Annotated in this window: 23 protein-coding genes and 1 pseudogene; 16 read left to right on the top strand and 8 right to left on the bottom strand. The window is 69.8% G+C overall.

The annotated features are described in order from the left end of the window. The first annotated feature begins 13 nt into the window (after positions 1 to 13). On the top strand, positions 14 to 562 hold the full coding sequence (locus QNJ12_RS06540; protein ID WP_300620506.1) for a thermonuclease family protein: 549 nt from the start codon (positions 14 to 16) through the stop codon (positions 560 to 562). 15 nt (positions 563 to 577) lie between these two features. On the opposite strand, the gene QNJ12_RS06545 is transcribed toward QNJ12_RS06540, so the two are convergent. After that, a complete protein-coding gene (locus tag QNJ12_RS06545; protein ID WP_300620509.1) occupies positions 578 to 1027 on the bottom strand; it encodes a pyridoxamine 5'-phosphate oxidase family protein in 450 nt (149 codons plus the stop codon). Between the two features lie 85 nt (positions 1028 to 1112). Between QNJ12_RS06545 and QNJ12_RS06550 the strand changes: the two genes are divergently transcribed. From QNJ12_RS06550 to QNJ12_RS06565, 4 genes are read left to right on the top strand one after another with little or no spacing between them, the layout of a single operon-like run. Beyond that, positions 1113 to 1487 (top strand): hypothetical protein, encoded by a 375-nt coding sequence (locus QNJ12_RS06550; protein ID WP_300620512.1) that lies wholly within the window; start codon positions 1113 to 1115, stop codon positions 1485 to 1487. A gap of 30 nt (positions 1488 to 1517) precedes the next feature. Further along, positions 1518 to 2054 carry a hypothetical protein gene (locus QNJ12_RS06555; protein ID WP_300620514.1) on the top strand — a complete coding sequence of 179 codons (537 nt, stop codon included), beginning with the start codon at positions 1518 to 1520 and terminating at the stop codon, positions 2052 to 2054. Between the two features lie 17 nt (positions 2055 to 2071). Beyond that, positions 2072 to 3241: a cysteine desulfurase-like protein gene (locus tag QNJ12_RS06560; protein WP_300620516.1), complete on the top strand. Its 1170-nt coding sequence runs from the start codon at positions 2072 to 2074 to the stop codon at positions 3239 to 3241. Next, positions 3238 to 4074: a ChbG/HpnK family deacetylase gene (locus QNJ12_RS06565; protein ID WP_300620519.1), complete on the top strand. Its 837-nt coding sequence runs from the start codon at positions 3238 to 3240 to the stop codon at positions 4072 to 4074. Before QNJ12_RS06560 ends, QNJ12_RS06565 begins: the two co-directional genes overlap by 4 nt. Here QNJ12_RS06565 and QNJ12_RS06570 read toward each other — a convergent pair. Next, positions 4049 to 4291 (bottom strand): hypothetical protein, encoded by a 243-nt coding sequence (locus tag QNJ12_RS06570; RefSeq protein ID WP_300620522.1) that lies wholly within the window; start codon positions 4289 to 4291, stop codon positions 4049 to 4051. The genes QNJ12_RS06565 and QNJ12_RS06570 overlap by 26 nt on opposite strands. After that, positions 4288 to 5217, bottom strand: coding sequence for a PIG-L family deacetylase (locus tag QNJ12_RS06575; protein WP_300620525.1), 930 nt, complete (start codon positions 5215 to 5217; stop codon positions 4288 to 4290). The genes QNJ12_RS06570 and QNJ12_RS06575 overlap by 4 nt, the downstream gene beginning before the upstream one ends. Before the next feature lie 33 nt (positions 5218 to 5250). Between QNJ12_RS06575 and QNJ12_RS06580 the strand changes: the two genes are divergently transcribed. From QNJ12_RS06580 to QNJ12_RS06610, 7 genes are all read left to right on the top strand, one after another. Beyond that, positions 5251 to 5865: a YbhB/YbcL family Raf kinase inhibitor-like protein gene (locus tag QNJ12_RS06580; protein WP_300620527.1), complete on the top strand. Its 615-nt coding sequence runs from the start codon at positions 5251 to 5253 to the stop codon at positions 5863 to 5865. 84 nt (positions 5866 to 5949) lie between these two features. Continuing rightward, positions 5950 to 7671 carry a bifunctional diguanylate cyclase/phosphodiesterase gene (locus tag QNJ12_RS06585; protein ID WP_300620530.1) on the top strand — a complete coding sequence of 574 codons (1722 nt, stop codon included), beginning with the start codon at positions 5950 to 5952 and terminating at the stop codon, positions 7669 to 7671. 192 nt (positions 7672 to 7863) lie between these two features. Next, positions 7864 to 8646, top strand: a complete 783-nt coding sequence (locus tag QNJ12_RS06590; RefSeq protein ID WP_300620533.1) for a rhomboid family intramembrane serine protease — start codon at positions 7864 to 7866, stop codon at positions 8644 to 8646. Positions 8647 to 8730: 84 nt separating this feature from the next. After that, entirely contained in the window at positions 8731 to 9117 is a 387-nt protein-coding gene (locus QNJ12_RS06595) for an STAS domain-containing protein (protein ID WP_300620537.1), read from the top strand. Between the two features lie 31 nt (positions 9118 to 9148). Continuing rightward, positions 9149 to 9328, top strand: coding sequence for a hypothetical protein (locus QNJ12_RS06600; protein ID WP_300620540.1), 180 nt, complete (start codon positions 9149 to 9151; stop codon positions 9326 to 9328). Between the two features lie 79 nt (positions 9329 to 9407). Continuing rightward, positions 9408 to 10529 (top strand): IS630 family transposase, encoded by a 1122-nt coding sequence (locus QNJ12_RS06605; protein ID WP_300620543.1) that lies wholly within the window; start codon positions 9408 to 9410, stop codon positions 10527 to 10529. A 124-nt stretch (positions 10530 to 10653) separates the two neighbouring features. Next, a complete protein-coding gene (locus tag QNJ12_RS06610) occupies positions 10654 to 11637 on the top strand; it encodes an IS481 family transposase (RefSeq protein WP_300620546.1) in 984 nt (327 codons plus the stop codon). Between the two features lie 29 nt (positions 11638 to 11666). Here QNJ12_RS06610 and QNJ12_RS06615 read toward each other — a convergent pair whose 3' ends face one another. The 3 genes from QNJ12_RS06615 to QNJ12_RS06625 form a co-directional block, all read right to left on the bottom strand. Beyond that, positions 11667 to 12647: an LLM class F420-dependent oxidoreductase gene (locus QNJ12_RS06615; protein ID WP_300620549.1), complete on the bottom strand. Its 981-nt coding sequence runs from the start codon at positions 12645 to 12647 to the stop codon at positions 11667 to 11669. 36 nt (positions 12648 to 12683) lie between these two features. Further along, on the bottom strand, positions 12684 to 14081 hold the full coding sequence (locus QNJ12_RS06620; RefSeq protein ID WP_300620552.1) for a hypothetical protein: 1398 nt from the start codon (positions 14079 to 14081) through the stop codon (positions 12684 to 12686). A gap of 230 nt (positions 14082 to 14311) precedes the next feature. Next, on the bottom strand, positions 14312 to 15112 hold the full coding sequence (locus QNJ12_RS06625) for an acyl-CoA thioesterase II (protein ID WP_300620555.1): 801 nt from the start codon (positions 15110 to 15112) through the stop codon (positions 14312 to 14314). 15 nt (positions 15113 to 15127) lie between these two features. Between QNJ12_RS06625 and QNJ12_RS06630 the strand changes: the two genes are divergently transcribed. Genes QNJ12_RS06630 through QNJ12_RS06640 form a run of 3 tightly spaced genes read left to right on the top strand, consistent with a single transcriptional unit; the run spans position 15128 to position 18485 of the window. Continuing rightward, complete coding sequence (locus tag QNJ12_RS06630; protein WP_300620558.1) at positions 15128 to 16546, top strand: amidase; 1419 nt, start codon at positions 15128 to 15130, stop codon at positions 16544 to 16546. Then, positions 16543 to 16929: a VOC family protein gene (locus QNJ12_RS06635; RefSeq protein ID WP_300620561.1), complete on the top strand. Its 387-nt coding sequence runs from the start codon at positions 16543 to 16545 to the stop codon at positions 16927 to 16929. Before QNJ12_RS06630 ends, QNJ12_RS06635 begins: the two co-directional genes overlap by 4 nt. An 11-nt stretch (positions 16930 to 16940) precedes the next feature. Further along, the gene (locus QNJ12_RS06640) at positions 16941 to 18485 is read left to right on the top strand and encodes an AMP-binding protein (RefSeq protein ID WP_300620564.1); all 1545 of its coding nucleotides are present in this window, start codon (positions 16941 to 16943) and stop codon (positions 18483 to 18485) included. A 30-nt stretch (positions 18486 to 18515) separates the two neighbouring features. Here QNJ12_RS06640 and QNJ12_RS06645 read toward each other — a convergent pair whose 3' ends face one another. Then, positions 18516 to 19865 (bottom strand): cell wall metabolism sensor histidine kinase WalK, encoded by a 1350-nt coding sequence (locus QNJ12_RS06645; protein WP_300620566.1) that lies wholly within the window; start codon positions 19863 to 19865, stop codon positions 18516 to 18518. Beyond that, entirely contained in the window at positions 19862 to 20542 is a 681-nt protein-coding gene (locus QNJ12_RS06650) for a response regulator transcription factor (protein ID WP_300620568.1), read from the bottom strand. Before QNJ12_RS06650 ends, QNJ12_RS06645 begins: the two co-directional genes overlap by 4 nt. Before the next feature lie 92 nt (positions 20543 to 20634). Here QNJ12_RS06650 and QNJ12_RS06655 point away from each other — a divergent pair. Then, a pseudogene (locus QNJ12_RS06655) lies at positions 20635 to 20843 on the top strand (hypothetical protein); the annotation flags it as partial.

The raw sequence follows: 20843 nt of genomic DNA on the forward strand, positions 1-20843 counted from the left end.
TAGAACGTCCTCCGTGCCACGTCGCGCCACACCCGTGTTCCTCGCCTTCGCCGCGGCGACGGTCGCCGCATGCGGCGACGACTCGCCGTTCGTCGCGCCCCCTCCCACCACGGCCGTGCCGGCACCGATGGAGGCCAACGCCACCGTCGAGTTCGTGATCGACGGCGACACGATCGACGTGCTGATCGACGGACGGGAGGAGCGGGTGCGCCTCACCGGCATCGACACGCCCGAGGTCGCACGCGACGCCAGCGAGACCCGGCCGGGCACGCCAGGAGAGTGCTTCGGTAACGAGGCGACGGCGTTCACGACCGCACTGCTGCCCGTCGGCACACCGATCCGCCTCGAGCGCGACGTCGTCAGCCGCGACGACTACGGGCGCATGCTCGGCTACGTCTACCGCGCCGGCGACGGCATCTTCGTGAACTACGAGATCGTCCGGCAGGGATACGCCCAGCCGCTCACGATCCCGCCGAACGTGACGTACTCCGACCTGATGGTCCACGCCGCCCGCCAGGCCGAGGCCGACGACGTCGGCCTGTGGTCCGCGTGCGACGGCTGAGCGGCGGAACGCTGCTCACTCGTCGAGCCAACTGCCGGCGCGCATGATCGTGCGCCCGGCGATCTCGGCCGGGCTGTTCCATGCCTGGATGCGGCGCGGCGTCAGGGTCAGCAGCGACCACGAACCCCGCTCGTCGCGAGGATCCCAGCCGACCCGGTCGACGAACGCGTTGACGACCGCCTCGTCCGCGTCCTCGAGCGCCGCGATCTCGACGTGGCCGTCGACGACGACGACGTCCGACGTGCTCTCGAGCGCCGCCCTGGCGTGGCCTCGCTCGAGTGCGTGGCGTGCGGTGAGCGTGTCGATCGGCGTGGCCACGATGACGCACTCCCCGATCCAGGCGAGCGACAGCGGCACGAGGTGGGGCACACCGTCCGCCGAGGCGGTCGCGATCCAGACGTTCGCCTCACCTTCGAGGCGACCTTGCACGTCGCGGATCCGTTCGGCGGTCGAACGTGTCGCCATCACCTGACCGTACCTCCTCTCGGCGACCCGGGGTCGATGACCTCGGCCTCTGGTCTGCGGGCGGCCGCCGGCCGACGATGGTGACATGCGTCGGGGCGTGTCGGTCGCGCTGATGGTCGCCGCGGTCGTCGTGGTACCGATCGGCTTCTTCGTCGACGCCGCCGGGGACCAGCACCGCGACAGCAACCTGGGCATGATCGCGGTCGCCGACCTCGTGATCGGGCTCGTGTTCGTCGCCTGCTTCCTCCCGGCGATCTCGATGGCGAGCCGGGCTCGTCGCATCGGGCTGACGACGGGCGCCGTCATCGGTGTGGTGATCGTCACGCACCTGTCGGGGTGGCTGGCGGCCACACGCACCGACGCCGGCGCGCAGGTCCTCATCGTCTATCTGGTCGGCGGCGTGATCGCTGCACTCGTCGCTGGGTCGTTCGCCGGCGTGATCTCGAGAACGCGATCGTGACGCCCCACGCCGATCGGCCATGCTGGCCGCGTGTGGCGACTGATCAGCACGTGGGACCGCGACGACGGCTCGACGACGACGCTCTGGTACACGTCGAACGAGCGCTCGTTCCGCCGGCGGCTCGGACTGCGCCGACGGGGATGGCAGGCGGTCCGGCCCCGACGGTCCGCCCCGGGCCGCCGCGCGCCCTCCGAGCCGGTCGCCGAGCGGGTCATCGCTGCGCTCGGTCCCACGATCGAGCGTCACGGCATCACGCCCGCCGCGCCACAGGAGGGTGACAGCGTCGTCTGGTGCTCGCCGTCGAGCTCGCTCCTCTTCGTCGACGACGACCCCGCCGACGCGATCGGTCCGCACGACTGCACCGACCTGTGGGTCCACGTCGATCAGACCCGCGAGACGATCGCCGTCGATCTCGAGACGCATGGGCTCGCCGAGCACGTCACCGGCCGCAGCCACTGGGACGGACCGCTCGTGGTCGAGTTGGCGCACGACCTCGACGCATCGCTCGCACTGATCGCCGGGTACATCGACGGGCTCTGCGACGCAGTCATCGTCGCGTCGGACTGATGTGACACAGTGACCCGATGTTCGACGTACGGCATCGGTTCCCCGGCATCACCGAGGGCGACCACCAGGGGTGGGCGCGCTTCGACGGGCCGGCAGGCACCCAGGTGGTCGACTCGGCGATCGAAGCGAGCGCCGCATGGCAACGCAGCGGCAACAACGCCAACAGTCATGGCGCCTTCCCGGCTGCCGACGCCTGCGACGAGCTCGTCGAGCGAACACAGCAGACGGTGGGCGAGCTGCTGCACGCCGATCCGGGCGGCTTCGTGTTCGGACCGTCGACCACGGCGAACGTCTTCTCGATCACGCGCGCGATCGGCCACGACCTCGTACCCGGCGACGAGATCGTGTGCACCCGGCTCGACCACGACTCGAACATCTCGCCGTGGATGCTCATGGCCGAGGATGCCGGGGCCACCGTTCGGCTCGCCGACTTCGACACGACGACCGGGCGCCTCCCCACCGATCGCGTCACCGGCCTGATCGGCGATCGCACGCGCTGGGTCGCCGTCACCGGCGCCAGCAACGCGATCGGCACGATGCCCGACGTCACCGCCATCACGGCCGCAGCGCACGCAGCCGGCGCGAACGTGGTCGTCGACGGCGTCCACCTCACGCCGCATGCACCCGTCGACATCGGCGCCATCGGGTGCGACGTGTTCTCCACGAGCTCGTACAAGTGGTACGGGCCACACGCCGGCATCACCTGGATCGAGCCCGAGCTGCTCGATCGCCTCCACGCCTACAAGGTGCGCCCCGCACCCGACACCGGTCCTGGACGGTTCATGCTCGGGACGCCCGCCTACGAGAGCATCGCGGCGATCGACGCAGCAGCGCGGTTCCTGCTCGACACCGGTGTCGACGAGATCCGCTGCCACGAGCGGCAGCTCTTCGAGCGGCTGCTGGGCGGCCTGCTCGCCGACGACCGCGTCACGGTCCACGGCCCCCACGACCTCGCCGACCGCGCGCCGACGCTCGCCTTCGACGTCGACGGCCGTACCGCGGAACAGGTCGCGGTCGCGCTCGCCGCCGATCGGATCGCGGTGTGGGACGGCCACTACTACGCGCTCGAGGTGATGGCCAGCTACGGCATCGCCGGCGCGGTCCGCGCCGGCATCGCCGCCTACCTCACCGTCGATGACGTCGACCGGCTCGTCGGAGCGGTCAGGCGGATAGCGTCGGGCGCGTGAGCGAGCTCGCCGAACGGCTCGGCTACTCGGCCGACGACAAGCTGGTCATCCTGTCGTGCGACGACCTCGGCTCGTGCCATGCCGCCAACGTCGGCGTCTACCAGGCCATTCGCGACGGGCAAGCCACCTGCGCCTCGATCATGGTGCCCGCACCATGGGCGCGTCACGCCGCCGATCTGTACGAGCCGACCGACGACATCGGCGTGCACCTCACGCTCAACGCCGAGCACGAGGTGTACCGGTGGGGGCCCGTGACGCACGCGCCGTCGCTGCTCTCGGGTGAGGGCGGCTTCCCGCGCAACCTGACCGACCTGTGGGAGCACGCCGACCCCGACGAGGTCTACCGCGAGCTGAAGGCGCAGGTGACGAGGGCGGGAGCCTGGGGCATCGACGTCACCCATCTCGCTCCCCACCTGACCGCGATCACGCTGCGGCCCGAGTTCTTCGACATCTACCTCGAGCTGGCGTGCGAGTTCACCCTGCCGATCCGCCTGCCCTCCACCGTCTCCGCCGAGCAGGCCGGCTTCCCGTTCCGCAAGCTCGCCGCCGACGAGGGCGTCGTGTTCCCCGACCACTTCGACCACGACTGGCGCGCGGGGTCACGCGAGCGGGTCACCCGCACGCTCCAGACCCTGCAGCCGGGCGTCACCGAGGTGCACGTGCAACCGGCGATCGACACGCCCGAGGTGCACGCGATGACGCCGAACGCCGCCGACTGGATCGACGATCACGTGTTCGTCACGCTCGACGCGACGCTCCCGCACCTGATCGCCGAGGCCGGCGCGACGTTGATCGGCTACCGCGAGCTCAGGGCTGCGATGCGAGCCGGCTGATCGCAGCCGTCGCCTCGCCCGACTTCAACAGGGCCAGCACGTCGCGGCTCGGACCGGCCGCCTTGACGCGACCGCGCATGAACTCGACGGTCGCATCGAACCCGTCCTCGCCGGCGACGGCGAGCGGGACGTTGAACACCACCTCGGCATCGTCGGGGCCGTCGACGCGCTCGTCCTTCTTGGCGACGACCACGCGGTACTGCACCGACGCGCTCATGAGACCTCGGCCCGGGCCGGTACGTCGATGCCGGCGAAGAGGTCGCTCTCGGCCGCGGCGGGGTCGCCGGCGGGCGGGATGTCGCCGACCAGCGAGCGGGCGAGGATCCAGTCCTCCCACGGATACGTGTCCGCGAGCTCGTCGTCGGAGAGGCCGAACCAGAACGCCGCGGTGGGGTCGACCTGCGTGGCATGGGCGAGCAACGACTGGGTGCGCGCCCACATGAAGTCGTGCACGTTGATGTGCGTCGTGATGCGGTGATCGCTGTCGGGCCGCTCGAACCACTTCTCGTCGAACGGCGACTCGCCGCGATGGCGCAGGAGACCCTCGTGCACCGCGACGAGTCGGCGGCGGCTCCACGTGGTGTAGTACAGCTTGAGCGGCTGGAACGGGTCGCCCAGCCCGGGGTACCACTCGGGGTCGCCCGCCCGATCGAACGCCAGCACGGAGATGTCGTGCACCCGCAGATGGTCGGGGTGGGGGTAGCCCTGCTGGTCGTCGCTGTAGGTGATGATCACTTGCGGCTTCGTGCGCCGGATCACCTCGACCAGCCGGCCGGTCGCCTCGTCGAGATCGGCCTGGTGGAAGCAGTCGGGATGCTCGTTCGGTTCGGAGTCGGCCATGCCCGAGTCGCGGTAGCCGAGCATGACCACCTCGTCGAAGCCGATCACCTCGGCCGACTTGGCCAGCTCGCCGGCGCGCATCGAGACCACCAGCTCTCGCTCCTCGTCGGGCTCGAGGCCGTGGAACGGCTGGCCGGGCTCGCGGAGCGTCGGGTTCTGGAGGTCGCCCTCCTCGCCGCCGGTGCAGCACACCAGCACCGTCCGGACGCCCTGCGCGCCGTACTTGGCCAGCGTCGGGGCGCCCTTGGACGCCTCGTCGTCGGGGTGGGCGTGCACCGTGAGGATCGTGCGGGGCTCTGCCATCACCGCAGCACGCTATCGCTACGCTCACGCACGATGCGTCGCCCCGCCACTGGTCACACGTTGCTCCTTCCGACGATCGCCCTCGTCGTCGCCCTGGCCGGCTGTGACACGGGCGACGGCAAGACCCTCAGGGATCCCGTGTTCCCCCTGCCCGATCCGCCCGTCACCGAATCGACGCTGCCGGCGGCACCCACGCCGGCGCCGCGCCAGCTCGAGCTGTTCACGTCGTGGCCGAACGGGGCGGCGTTCCCGGTGCAGTACACGTGCGACGGCGACGACATCTCGCCCGCGATGTCGTGGAGCAACATCCCCGCCGACACCGTCGAGTTGGCCATCACGGTCACCGACGTCGACGCCGGCAACGAGGCCCAGTGGATCGTGTACGGCATCGCGCCTTCGGACGGCAACGTCTCCGACGGCGAAGTTCCCGACGGAGCGCTTGTGTGGCCCAACTCGGCCGGTGTCCAGGGTTGGACCGGACCGTGCCCGCCTGCGGGCGAGGAACACCTGTTCGTCGTGACGGTGCACGCGCTCAACCAGCAGCTGGAACTTGCCGATGATGCTCCCGCAAGCGAAGTGATCTCGACGCTGAACGCGATCGCTATCGCCCAGAGCTCCGTGTCGGGCCGATACGCCGGTTCGGAGTGACCACGACCCCCCGAGCAACCAGGCGACATGACCCAGGACGACACCGCGACCCCGGAAACGAGTGGATCCCGAGCGACCACACCGGTGTCGTCGATCACCTCGGCGCCGTCGCCGCCCGACACCGAGCCGCTCCGCCAGATCAGGCTGCTGATGGACGCCGATCAGGCCGCGATGATCGTCGTCGGCATCGACGGCACGCTCATCGACAGCAACGCCGCCGGTGATCATCTGTTCCCCGATCCGGGGCTTTCCGGCCCGCAGCACGACGGCCGCCACCGGATTCGCAACGTGCTCGAACAGGTTCCGCAGCAGCTGCTGGGCGATCCCGAAGGCGGCGTCTGGAAGGGCGAGATCGACTTCGAGAACGAACACCTCGCCCACGCCACCTGGAGCGCGACCGTGCTCGTCCGCCACGAGGCGACGGCACCCAACGGCGGGTTCATCGCCGTGCTGTGCCGCGACGTGTCCGACGAGCGCCACCGCTCGACCGAGCTGGCGCACCTGCTGCAGCACGACCCCACGACCGGCCTGCTGAACCGCTCCGCCGCGCTCGATCGCACGGCCGATGCGCTCGAGCGCATCGACGAGGACGGCGGCGAGGTCGCGATCCTGATGATCGACGTCGACCGGCTCCGCGACGTCAACGACGCCCTCGGCCACGAGATCGGCGACCGCCTCCTGGCCTCGACGGCCAAGCGCCTCGCCACGGCCGTGCGGCCGTCCGACCTCGTCGCCCGGCTGGGCGGCGACGAGTTCGTCGTGCTGTGCCGGAAGGTCAACGACGCATCGGTGGCGATGGATCTCGCCGACCGTATCCGCCGGGCTCTCACCGGACGGCTCACGATCCGCCAGCTCGAGCTCGACGTCTCGGTGAGCGTCGGCGTCAGCGTCAGCGACGACGAGATCCGGGCGTCGGCGCCGGCGGCCGCCGCCGTGCAGCTCGTCTCGCAGGCCGACACCGCGGTCCACGCCGCCAAGCAGGCTGGCCGCGCTCGCACGGCGATGTTCACGAGCCAGCTGCGCAGCAAGGCCAAGGTCCGCACCGAGCTCGCCGCGGCGCTCTCCAGGGCGCTCCGGGAGGGCGAGCTCGACGTCGAGTACCAGCCGATCTTCTCGGCCGTGTCCGAGCGAGCCGAGGCGGCCGAGGCACTCGTGCGATGGTCGCACCCGACACGGGGACGGATCCCGGCGAGCGACTTCATCCCGGTGGCCGAGGAGACCGGCGTCATCGCGCCGATCGGCGACTGGGTGCTGCAGCAGGCATGCGCGGCGACGCGCCGATGGATCGACGACGGCGTTGCCGGTCAACGATTCGCCGTGCACGTCAACATCTCGAGGCTGCAGCTCGCCAACCCGTCGTTCGTCAACCGTGTGGTCGACCTGCTCCGCGAGTACCGGTTGCGTCCACGCCAGATCGTGCTCGAGGCGCGCGAGGCCACGTTGCTCGGCGAGGCCGACGAGGTCATCCGGTCGGTCCGTGCGCTCCGCCGAGTCGGCATCCGGGTCGCGCTCGACAACTTCGGCACCGGTTCCAACGCACTGTCGCTGATCACGGACATCGGCGCCGACGTGCTCAAGCTCGACGGCAGCCTGGCGCTGCCGAGCGGCGCCTCCGAGGCCGACACACGCGTCGTTCGCGCGCTCGTCCTGCTTGCGCACGCCCTCAACATGGAGGTCGTCGCCGAGCGGGTGACCGGGCTCGAGCAGCTCCGACGGCTCAGGGCGGCCGGATGCGACCTGGTCCAGGGCCACCTGGTGGGCAAGCCGTGTCCGCCCGATCAGCTGATCGTCCACATGGACCTCTGACGACGGGCTGCGGCTGCGACCGCCGCGCCGCCGGATCACTGAATAGCATTCACACGAATGGCTCTGCCTCCTCCCCCTTCCACCCCCTCGGCGTCGAGCAACGCGGCGAGCTCGACCTGCTACCGCCATCCGTCGCGCGAGGCGGGCCGACGGTGCACCCGATGCGGCAAGCCGGCGTGCTCCGAGTGCCTCGTGCAGGCGGCCGTGGGCAGCCACTGCCTCGATTGCGCCAAGGCAGCCCAGCCCGACGTCCGCACCCGGGCCCGCTACTGGAACGCACGGCAGCCCGCGATGGTGACGATGGCCATCATGGCGCTCAACGCCCTGGTCTTCATCTACGTCACGGTGCGCGACCCGCAGAGTCTCGGCGGGCGCAACATCACCATCGGTCACGCCCAGTTGGGCCTCAACTCGAACGCGCTCGGCGACGGCATGGGCGTCCGCCTCCCCGACGGGTCGGTCTACCTGTCCGACGGCGGCGATTGGTACCGCCTGCTGACGTCGGGCTTCCTGCACTTCGGCATCATCCACATCGCGTTCAACATGTACCTGCTGTACGTGCTGGGTCAGATGCTCGAGCCGGCGATCGGCCGCATCCGCTTCCTGCTCGTGTACCTCGCCGGGCTGCTCGGCGGTTCGGCGGGCAGCCTGCTGATCGACGGCGGCGGCATCGCCGGCGGCGCCTCCGGCGCGGTGTTCGGTCTGATGGCGCTGGCGTTCGTCGGCTACTACCTGCAGGGCGCCAACCCGCTCAACACCCAGATCGGCACGCTGCTGATGCTCAACCTGTTCATCACGTTCGTGATCCCGGGCATCTCGGTCGGCGGTCATCTCGGCGGCGCGGCGGCCGGCGCGCTCTGCGCACTCGTGGTGATGGCGCCGCGCCATCGCGGGTATCCGCGATGGGCGGGCTACGCAACACCGGCGGCGGTCGCGGTGCTCGCACTTGCCGTTTCAGTTGCGTCCGTGGCGTGACGATAGAAGTGAGAACGATCTCAACTACCCGGTCGACCGTGTCAAGACATCGTCAACCGGGCGCCATCGACACCACCACGAACCATGTTCCTCACCCGCTTCCTCCCCCATCGGATCAGCATCCCGAGCGTGGTGTCGACCGGCTTCAGCCGGCTCCAGCGGAGGACCCGGGACGCCGCTGACGAAGTCCGGCTCCGGGTCTTCATGATCGACGACCCCGACGGCAACATCCTGCTCGTGGCGGCATCGGGCAGCGTCGACGCCGGGACGGTCGACGGTCTGGTCGACCAGTTCGAGGCCCTCGACGCCGGCCAGCACGTGCACCTCGATCTGCACCGCGCGACGATCGACAGCGTCGCGACGTTGCGGCGACTCGAGAACCGGCTCGATCGACTCGAGACGCGCGGCGTCCGGCTGCGAATCGTGGGCGTCGACCCCGATCATCCCGTGCTGGCGGCCAGCGGCTTCTAACCCTGCAACACCCCCTCGTCACGATGGGGGCATGATCGAGAACACCGCCGACCAACAGCCCGAACAGCTCGCGCTGCTGCCGAGGGCCGACGTTCCCGTCCAGTTCCGACTCGATGCCGAGACCCGTCGTCGCGGGCTCCGCCACGTCGCCGAGATCCGGCGCTACCTCGCGGACCGCGAAGCACAGCGCTCGCAGCAGGTCGCCGCCTAGCTACACCTAGTGGCTTGACCGGCAACGTTGGTGGGGTCGCGTCCACCGCTGGTGAGTGCGAGTCTGTTTTCCTGTGGGGATGGCAGAGCGCGTCCAGGTTCGGGAGATCACCAACGAAGAAGGGCAGCGCCTGTTGCGGATGGTGCGCCGATCGTCGGGGTCGATCGTGACGTGGCGGCGAGCCCAGATCGTGTTGTGGTCAGCCCAGCAGATGGACGTCCCGCAGATCGCAGCGCTTGGGTTCACGTCCGAGGATCGTGCTCGTGAGGTGATCCACAACTTCAACGCCGACGGCTTCGACTCGCTCTATCCGCGATACGCCGGTGGCCGACCCCCGAAGTTCACCGACGACCAGCGACGCGAGGTCAAACAGATCGCGCTCGGCCGTCCCCAGGACTACGACCTGCCGTTCTCGACCTGGTCGCTCACCAAGTTGGCCGAGCACCTCGTCGCCAGGGGGGTGGTCAACGACATCAGCCACGAAGGCCTGCGCCTTCTGCTCCGCGAGGAGGGCGTGTCGTTTCAAGTCGTGAACACCTTCAAGCAATCCAACGACCCGGATTACGAGGCGAAGAAGAACCGGATCCTGCACCTCTACGACCTGGCTGACGGCAAGATCGACAAGGCCCGCGGCGATCCCGATGTGGTGATCTGCTTCGACGAGTTCGGTCCGTTGAACCTGCAACCGCACCCTGGCAAGCACTGGGCCGTGGCCGGTGGCGGCGGCGAGGTTCCGCGGCGAACCCGGCGGGCGACGTTCACCCGTCCCCACGGCGTCCGACATCTCCTGGCTGGCTACGACCTGTCGACTGACCGGCTCTACGGGCACATCAAACAGACCAAGGGCCGCACCCAGTTCCTCGAGTTCATGCGCTACCTGCGCACGTTGCACCCGCCTCATGTTCGGATCGCGATCGTGCTCGACAACTTCTCCCCGCACCTCACCACGAAGAAGGACACCCGGGTCGGTGAGTGGGCCGCGGCGAACAACGTCGAGTTGGCCTACACCCCGCACTACGCGTCATGGCTGAATCGGATCGAGGCCCAGTTCCAGGCGCTGCGCTACTTCGCCCTTGACGGCACCGACCACCCCACCCACAAAGCACAAGCTGCGATGATCCGCCGCTACATCCGCTGGCGCAACACCAATGCCCGCAACCGACAACTCACCGAACTCGTCAACCGCGCAAACGTTGCTTGACGCGCCACTAGCTGTGACGACCGGGGAGGTTGTCCCTGGCGTGATGGGTGATCCCCGAATGAGGTGAGTCCTCCGGGTGAGGCTGTGGGTCTTCCACAACTCACCACCACACACCGGAGGACTCATGTTGCACGCTACGAGCCAGCACCCGAACGCGGTGCTGACCCCGACGGGACGTCGACGGATGGTTGCCTGCGTGATCGATCGTGGTTGGACGATTGAGCAGACCGCGGAACGGTTCCAGATCGACGCCAAGACTGTGCGTAAGTGGCGCGACCGCTATCTCGCCGATGGCGCTGCTGGGCTGCTGGACCGATCGTCGCGGCCGCACCGGTCACCGAACCGCACCAGTGACGCCGACCGGGCCCGGATCATCGAGCTCCGCCGCCGGCACCGTTGGGGAGCCGATCACATCGCCCACGAAGTCGGGATCGCCGCGTCGACCGTGCAGTCGGTGCTCCGCTCCGAAGGGCTGGGCCGGCTCGACCGAGGCGACCGTGCCACCGATCGAGAACCAGTTCGTCGCTATCAACGCGACCGACCCGGCGAACTGGTGCACGTCAACGTGAAGAAGCTGTCGGGGATCCCCGACGGTGGCGGCTGGCGGATCCACGGCCGCGGCCAAGCACCGTCCAAGAAGCGTTCGACGGTCGGGTATCGGTTCATCCACACCGCCGTCGACGACCGGATCGCCTACTCCGAGATCCTGCCCGACGAACAAGGCGCCACCGCAGCCGCGTTCTGGTACCGAGCACACACCTGGTTCGCCACCCACGGCATCACCATCGAACGCGCCCTCACCGACAGCGGCTCCTGCTACAAGTCACGCATCTGGCGAACCGCTCTCGACCACACCGGCGTCGCCCACAAACGCACCCGCCCCTACCGGCCCCAGACCAACGGCAAGGTCGAACGCTTCCACCGCATCCTGCTCGAGGAATGGGCCTACGTCCGCGACTGGCAAACCGACACCCAACGACGAGACGCCTACGACGGCTTCATGCACTTCTACAATCACCACCGATCCCACGGAGCACTCGGCTGGGCATCACCCATCGACACCCTCACCCACTGCTCCGAGGACAACGTCCCCGGTCGTCACACCTAGCTACACCTAGCGCGTGCGAGGCGGCCCCCTCACGAGGCGGGTGCGAGCGAACGAACGGCGTCCCAGAAGTCGAGCTCGGGATCGAACGGGAGGATCGCCAGCGAGCTGGTCGTGATGCCGTTCGCGAAGTACTCGTCGATGCGGGCACGACAGGCTTCCGGGGTGCCGTGCACGACGAGGTCGTCGACCACGCTGTCGGGGATCTCCTCCAGCGCCTGCTTGCGGTCGCCGGCCTTCCACGCCGCCCACATGCCCGCCAACCGATCGCCTCGGCCCAGCCACTCCTGGAACGCCGCGTACACCGGCACGTTCATGTACGCGGCGATCACACGACGGGCGCCCGCCCGCACCAGGTCGGTCTGATCGCTCGGGCACACGAAGATCCGGGCCACCAGCTCGCGCTCGTCGCCGCCAGATCCCTGGGCGACCTCGGCCGCCACCACGGGGACGTCCTGGGGCGCGAGCCAATTCGTGATCGCGCCATCCGACTCGCGCCCGGCCATCCGCAGCATGCCCGAGCGCAACGCGGCGACCAGGATCGGCGGCGTCTGCTCGGGACGGATGCCCAGCCGGAAGCCCTGGACCTCGAACGTGTCGTACTGCTGCGTCACCTTCTCGCCCGTGAACGCATCGCGGAGGAACCGCACCATGTCGCGCACCTTCTTGTAGGGCTCGTCGAACGGCACCCCGTTCCAGCGCTCGACGATGACGTTCGACGACGAACCGATGCCGAGCGCGAACCGGCCCGGGGCGGCGTCGGCGAGGCTCGCCGCCGATTGCGCCATGCAGGCCGGCGCCCGCGTGTAGGCCGGCACGATCGCCGTGCCGAGCCGCAGCCGTGGCTCCCACACCGACGCCAAGGCGAGCGGCGTGAACCCGTCGCCGCCGTCCGACTCGGCGCTCCACACGTCGGTGAAGCCGAGGTCGGCCAGCTCGACGATGCGGTCGCGCTGCGCGTGGAGCGGGCCGGGGAGCGGAACGGTCATGCCTGGTCGGATCGGCAGCGTCATCCCGGGGACACTACGAGAACGCGCCGTCGTGACCGATCAGCGGAACCTGCTGCGACGTGTGACGCGGACCGACACCCACCCGACCACGACAAGGGCGCCGGCGAGGAGCGCCAGCTCCCAGGATGCGTCGCGCCCGGTCGGTGGCAGCGCGTCCGGGGGCGAGAGCGACAGCGCGGCCGGCGTGCCTTCGACCAGGCCAGCACCGACCCCGAACGCCACGAACGGCGGCGTCGCGAAGAAGCGCGGACTGGCGATGCGCGTGCTGCCGTCGGCGTAGCGGATGTCGAGCTGCGGTCCGTTGTGGATGTCGAACGGTTCGTCGAAGCGGTGTACCAGCCAGGTGGCGCCGACGCTCATGGCGTCGGGCACGACCTGTCCGTCGGCAGCGTGCACGAGGGCCCGGAAGTCGCCGTCGGCGGCGAACTCGACGCCGATCACCGCCGGGCCGAACGGCTCGCCACCGCAGACGGTCCACGTCCCCGTGAGCAGATCCTCGGTCTGCGCCGACGACTCGAGCACGATGTGGTCGGTCGCATGGCCGCACGGCCCGTCCCCCACGTCGGTCGGCAACCCGGGCTCGGGTTCGGCGCCCGACCACGGGACGTAGTGGGTGGCCGTGAACACCATCTCCTCGATGATCCGCAGTGCGACCGGCTCCTCGTGGAACGTCGCTCGGTGGTTGAAGTAGCCGCTGCCGTGCAGGTCCATCCCGAGCGCCACGGTGAACCCGTCGTACAGGTCGTCGATCTGCCACCGGCCCTCCTGCGCGAACCCCTCGGAGCGGATCAGTCCGCCGTCGGCGCCCTCGTAGACACGGAAGAACCGGCCGTCAGCGGTGAACTCGAACCCGACGTCGTCGCCCTCGAAGGCCCAGAACAACCGGGGACCGTCGCCGCAGCGGATCCAGGTTCCGACGAGGCGGGTCGCAGCGTCCTCGACCGAGTCCACCTCGACCGGCAGCGTGCGCACGCTGCACGGCCCCTCACCGAGGCTGGCAGGCCAACCGGGCGCCGGTGCTGCGCCCGACCACCGGACGAAGGTCCGGATCGCCGGCCCCATCGTCTCGACGAGACGAATCGCCTGGGGCTCGGCGAAGAACGAGAGCAGATGCCCCATCGAGCCGGACCCCGTCAGGGCCATCCACACGATCGGCTCACCGGCGATCGTGCGGTCGATCGTCCACTCGCCCTCCTGCAGCAAGCCCTCGGCGCGGATCAATCCCCCGTTCTCGTCCTGGTAGAGCCGGAAGAACCGGCCGTCGTCCGCGAACTCGTACCCGACGTCGTCGCCCTCGTACGCCCACCACATCCGGGTGTCGCCGTCACACCGGATCCACGTCCCGACCAGCCGGGTACCGGCGTCGACCGCGACATCTGCGGCGCCGTCGATCGGCACGTGCTCGGACGGCTCGGCGCAGGGAGGCGGGATCGGCATCGGCTCCTCGCCGGCGCCCGCCGCTGCGGGCCTCGGCGCAGCGACCACCAGTCCCGCGACGATCGCCAGCGCACCGGCTGCAGACCGCCACCCTCCGACACGCCTCCACGCACTTCCACGACCCATCGCCCACCTCCCGAACGGACGCGAGCAGCCGACCGAAGTCAGACGCTTCTACCACCATCATCCGGCGCAGCGCGCCCGGCGACAAGGGCCGAGGCGGGCCTCGATCAGCTCTTGTGGAAGCGCACGATGCAGCTCTGGCTTGCCGTCGCCAGCAACGTGCCGTCCTCGGCGAACATGTGCACCAGCCCGTGGCCGAAGCCGCGCTCGACGCCGTGGACGCGGATGTCGAGCAGCACCCACTCGGTCGGCACGAGGTGCAGCACCCGCAAGGTGTTGTCGAGGCTGTTGCCACCGCCACGTCGGCCGAGCGCCTGGCCGACACCCGACGGCACGTAGTCGCCCATGATCGCCAGCGACGTCGCGTCGACCCCCTCGATGACGTCGGGCACGCGGCCCCACATGATCGTGCGGCCGTCCCCGAGCACGCCGTCGAGCTCGTCGTAGAGGCGCCCCTTCGCGAGCCGCACGTCGACCCGCTCGTTGATCGTGCCGTTCGTGTCGCTGCGCGTCGGCCGCGGCGGGCAGTCCTCGGGCGGTGGCACCGTCGGCATCTGCTCGAACTGACCGGCGGGATAGTCGGGGCGGTCGCCGAGTGCAGCGTTGACCGTCAGGATCTCGCGGTTGCCGACGTGGCCGACGGCTCGGGCCTGGGTGATCTGATGCCCCTCGACGGCGATCGTCACGTCGATGTCCATGACCTCACCGGTTCGTGCGTACGAGAGGTACTGGCCCGTCGCCCAGATGCACCGGCGACCGCTGGTGCCCTCGAGCGCCGAGATCGCCGAGGCGAGTCCGGCGCCACCGAAGAGGAACCGTCCCGACGTGCACAGGTCGGCGCGGACGTCGAGCTTCCAGCGGAACGGGTTGTGGCTGTCCTCGAGGCCGAGAAACGAACGGGAGTCCATGAGTAACGTCAGAGTATGGCCGAGCAACCATGGCAGGGAGACGCCGTCTCGCTGGTCGAGGCGTTCCGGCGCGGCGAGCGCTCACCGGGCGAGGAGCTGGCCGCGACGTTCGACGCCATCGAAGCCAGCGACCTCAACGCGTTCTCACACGTCGATCGCGAGCGGGCCGAGGCGGCGGCCGCCCGCGCCGACGTCGGCCTCCCGTTCGGCGGGGTGCCGATCGGTGTGAAGGAGCTCGACCAGGTCGCCGGCTGGCCCGACACGCATGCGTGCGTGCTGTACCGCGACCAGGTCGCGACGCACACGAGCACGAACGTCGCACGGATCCGAGACGACGGGGGTGCGGTGCTCGTCGGCCAGACCACGGCATCCGAGTTCGGCGGCGTCAACGTCACGCGCACCGTGCTCAACGGCACGACGCACAACCCGTGGCAGCACGGGCGCACGCCGGGCGGGTCCAGCGGTGGCACCGCGGCCGCGGTCGCCGGCGGGATCGTGACGCTGGGGACCGGCGGCGACGGTGGCGGGTCGATCCGCATCCCGGCCGGCTTCACCGGCCTCGTCGGCCTCAAGGCGACGTACGGACGCATCCCTCGCACACCCGGCGCCGAGCTCGGAGCGATGACGGTGACGGTCGGCTGCCTGTCCCGCTCGGTGCGTGACACGGCTCGGTGGTTCGACGTCTGCAACGGGCACGACCCGCGTGAGCCGCTCTCGCTCCCGCGGGTCGAGGGCTGGGAACGCGGGCTCGGGTCGCATCTCGACGAGCTGCGCGGCAAGCGGGTCGCCGTCGTCGCCGACTGGGGTTCGGCGGTGGTGTCGCCAGTGATGTGGGAGCTGCTCGAGGAGGCGGCAGATCAGCTCATCGCCGACTGCGACATGGTGCGCGTCGAGGGGCTCGACACCGCCCTCCCCCGCATGGGCGCCGCCTGGTCGGTCGCCAACTCGGTCGGCCTCGTCGAACGGCTCGGCGACTTCTGGCCCGAGTGTGCCGACGACCTCACGCCCGAGATCCGGCTGGCGATGGAACACGGTCCGGCGAACTACGGCGTCGAAGCCCGGATCAAGCTCGAACGGCGGCGCGCCGACCTGAACGAGGCGATGGCCCGTATCTTCGACGCGACGTCGGGCGGGGTCGACTTCGTGATGACGGCCAGCAACCCCGACGTGGCGTTCGACGCCGACGGCCCGCTCCCCGACACGTTCGGCGGCATCGAGGCCGGCGCGAAGATCAACGGCCGGCTCACGTTCCCGGCGAACCTCTACGGCAACCCGGCGATCTCGATCCCGGTCGGCATGCTCGACGGCCTGCCGATCGGTCTGCAGGTCGTGGGCCGGCACTTCGCCGAGGAGCTCCTGCTCGACCTCGCACTGACCGCCGAACGCAATCGGCCCTGGCCGCTCACGACGCAGGGCCCTATGGTCGCGACATGAAGCTCGGAGCGTTCTCGATCAGCCTTGCGGTCGCCGATCTCGGCGCGTCGCAGACCTTCTACGAGGCCCTCGGCTTCGAGCAGATCGGCGGCAACGCGGACGAGAACTGGCTCATCATGCGCAACGGCGATGCGGTGATCGGGCTGTTCCACGGCATGTTCGAACAGAACATCCTCACGTTCAATCCAGGCCTGACCCAGCGGGCCGACCCGACCGACGACTTCACCGACGTGCGCGAGATCCAGTCGATCCTCGACTCGGCCGGCATCGAGCTCGCGGTCCGGACCGACCCCGACGCCACCGGGGCCGGCCACATCGTCCTCACCGACCCCGACGGCAATCCGGTGATGGTCGATCAGTTCGCATCGGGCGGCGACGACTAACTTCGCAACCCATGAAGGTTGCACTGACGGTCAACGACTTCCTGCAGCGCGCCGAGCTCGTCTACCCCGATCGCGTCGCGGTCGTCGACGAGCCGGATCAACCCGCCGAGTCGTGGGGCGAGATCACGTACCGCGAGATGGCGCGCCGGGCTCGGGCCATGGCGGCCGGCCTCGACGCGATGGGCATCGGCGTCGGCGAGCGCGTCGCGATGCTCAGCCACAACTCGGCGCGGCTGCTGACCGCGCTGTTCGGCGTCTCAGGGTCGGGCCGGATCCTCGTGCCGGTCAACTTCCGCCTCGTCGCCGAGGAGGTCAAGTACATCGTGCAGCACTCGGGCGCACGCGTGCTGCTGGTCGACCCCGAGCTCGAGGCAGCGATGGCCGACGTCGAGTGCGAGCACAAGTTCACCATCGGCGCCGAGGCGGACGAGGCGCTGATGCGCTTCGACGTCGAACCGGCGGCCTGGGAGCCCGACGAGGACGCGACGGCGACGATCAACTACACGTCCGGCACGACCGCCAGGCCCAAGGGCGTGCAGCTCACCCACCGCAACGTCTGGCTCAACGCGGCGACGTTCGGGTGGCACATGGGCGTGAGCGACCGTGACGTGTACCTGCACACGCTCCCCCAGTTCCACTGCAACGGCTGGGGCATGCTCTACGCGATCACCGGCATGGGCGGCGAGCACATCATCCTGCGCAAGGTCGACGGCGACGAGATCCTCCGCCGGGTCGAGCAGCACGGCGTGACGCTGATGTGCGGCGCTCCGGCCGTGCTCAACATGATCCTCGACGCCGCTGCAGCCTGGACGGCGGCGGGCCGCGAGATCCCCGGCCGGGGCCAGGTGCGGGTCGTGATCGCCGGTGCGCCGCCGCCGACGAAGACGATCGAGCGCACCGAGACCGAGCTCGGCTGGGAGTTCAACCAGATCTACGGCCTCACCGAGACCGCGCCGCTGCTGACGATCAACCGGCCGCGAGCCGAGTTCGACGACCTCTCCCCCGCCGACCGCGCCGTCAAGCTGAACCGTGCCGGTGTGCCGGCGATCGGCTGCACGATGGGCGTCACCTCGAACGGCGAGATCACCGCCCGCAGCAACGTCGTGATGGACGGCTACTGGGAGCAACCCGACCAGACCGCAGCGGCGATCTACGACGGGGCGTTCCACACCGGCGACGGCGGCTACATCGACGACCAGAACTACGTCACGATCGCCGACCGCAAGAAGGACGTCATCATCTCGGGCGGCGAGAACGTCTCGTCGATCGAGGTCGAGGACGCGATCTTCCAGCACGACGAGATCACCGAGGTCGCTGTGATCGGGATCCCCGACGAGAAGTGGGGCGAGCTCGTGACGGCGCTGGTCGTGAAGACGCCGGGCAGCACGCTGACCGAGGACGAGGTCATCGCGTACACGAAGACGAAGCTCGCCGGCTACAAGTGCCCCAAGAAGGTCGAGTTCCGCGACGAGCTCGCCCGCACCGCCACCGGCAAGCTGCAGAAGTTCAAGCTTCGCGCCCCGTTCTGGGAAGGCCACGAGCGCCAGGTCAACTGACGCGTCGGGTTGACGCGTCGACCCGACGCGTCAACCCACCGCAGGGAGCGTCACCTCGACGCGTGCGCCGTGCACATCGACGCCCTCATCGGCGCCGCTCACCCGAATCGTCCCACCGTGCGCCAGCACGATCTCCTTGACGATGGCGAGCCCCAGACCGGCGCCGCCGTCGCGGTCGGTGCGGGCCTCGTCGAGACGGACGAACCGCTCGAGGACCCGTTCGCGGTCGGCTGGCGGGATACCCGGTCCGTCGTCCTGCACGACGAGCACCACCCGGTCCGGGCCGTCGACGACGCGAACGCGCACCGACGACGCTGCATGCCGGACGGCGTTCGTGAGGAGGTTGCGGACGAGCCGCCGGAGTTGGGACGCGTCGCCCCGGACCACCGCCGCCGACACCGCCGACATGTCGATCCCTGGCCCCGACGGCACCATCGCCCGGGCCTCGCGCACCTCGGCCTCGACGATCGCATCGAGATCGACGCGCTGGAATCGGATCGCGGTCTGGCCGGCGTCGTGGCGCGCCAGGAACAGCAGGTCGTCGATCAGGTGCTGCATCTCGATCGTGTCGTCGAGCGCGCCGCTCGCCGTCTCGGCGAGGTCGGCATCGTCGCGCCCGAGGTCGACCTCGAGCGCGGTCCGCATCCTCGTCAGCGGCGTGCGGAGCTCGTGTGATGCGTCGGCCACGAACCGCCGCTGCCGCTCGGCCGACCGCTCGAGCCGGACGAGCATGTCGTTCATCGTGGCCGCGAGGCGTGCGATCTCGTCGTCGGTGTCGGGGACGCGCACGCGGCGGTCGAGCCGGTCGAGGCCGATGTCGGCGACCTCGCGCCGCAGCTCCTCGACCGGCCGGAGCGTCCGGCCCACGATCCACCAGATCACCGCGGCCAGCACCGCCAGCGTGACGGGGATCGAGACGGCCAATGCGGTGATCAGGGCCCACATGCCGTCGCGCAGGTCGTCGACGTTCTCGCCGACGACGACGAAGCGGCCGTCCTCTTCGTAGCGCTTGACGAGGATGCGGAACTCGTCGTCCTCGACCGGCAGCGCAGCCGACGTCGAGAAGGCCTGGTCGCCAGACGGCAGCGCGGCGAGTGCGCCGGCGCCCGCGACGTTCTCGCTCGCCAGCACGACCCGGCCCTCGCCGTCGAGCACCTGCGTGAAGCGATCCTCGTCGTCGGAGGTCACGACGGACCGCCCGCCGGCGATCTGGTCGCGCACCAGATCGGCACGTTGCTCGAGCGAGTTGTCGAGGTTGCCCCTGAGCTGAGCCTGCTGGGCGATCACGACGACGACTGCGAACGCGACCAGCACGACGGCGACGAGCACGGTCGCGACCAACGTGACGCGGGCGCGGATCGGTCTCGTCGATCGTGTCATGCGTCCCCGTCGTCCGGCACGAGTCGGTACCCGGCGCCACGGACCGTCTCGATCGAATGGCGGGCGAACGGCTCGTCGATCGCGCGCCGCAGCCGCTTGACGTAGACCTCGACGATGTTGGGATCGCCGTCGAAGTCGTGCGACCACACGCCCGCGAGGATGTCGGCCTTCGAATGCACGTCGCCGGCACGCCGCACGAGGTACTCGAGCACGTCGAACTGCCGGGCCGTCAGCTCGATCTCCGTCTCGCCGCGCCAGACGCGCCGAGGGCCCGGCTCGATCCGCAGGTCACCGACCTCCAGCGGCGCGGGCGGCTCGGCCGGCCGGCGGAGCAGGGCTCGGAGCCGTGCGAGCAGCACCGCGAACGAGAACGGCTTGACGAGGTAGTCGTCGGCACCGGTGTCGAGGCCCTCGGCCTCGTCGTACTCGCCGTCCTTGGCGGTGAGCATCAGGATCGGCGTCCAGAGGTGCCGTGCCCGGAGCTCGTGGCAGATCCGGTAGCCGTTCATGCCCGGCAACATGATGTCGAGCACGATCGCGTCGTAGGCGCCTTCGGTCGCCATCCACAGCCCGTCGTGGCCGTCGTGCGCCAGTTCGACCCGGTACCCCTCGGCCTCGAGGCCGCGTTGCAGCGACGCTGCGGTCTTGACGTCGTCCTCGATGACGAGCAGCTTCACCCTCACAGCATGACCGCTGCAGCTGACGCGCCGCTGAACGCGTGGCGAGCGGCGTCAGGTTGCGGTCAGCCTTCGATTCGTACGTTCATGGCATGACACGCAGAACGATCATCATCACGAGCGCCGCGCTGGCGGCGGTCGCAGGCATCGGCATCGCCGGCGTCGCAACAGCCGGTGGCGGCGACGACGACGAGACCCCCATCACCGGCGACGCGCTCACCAAGGCATCGGCGGCTGCGCTCGCTCACACGGGCGGCGGCACGGTGACCGAGACCGAGGTCGGCGACGAGGAGAGCATGTA

The organism is Ilumatobacter sp., from assembly GCF_030065885.1.
Classification (GTDB): Bacteria; Actinomycetota; Acidimicrobiia; order Acidimicrobiales; family Ilumatobacteraceae; genus Ilumatobacter.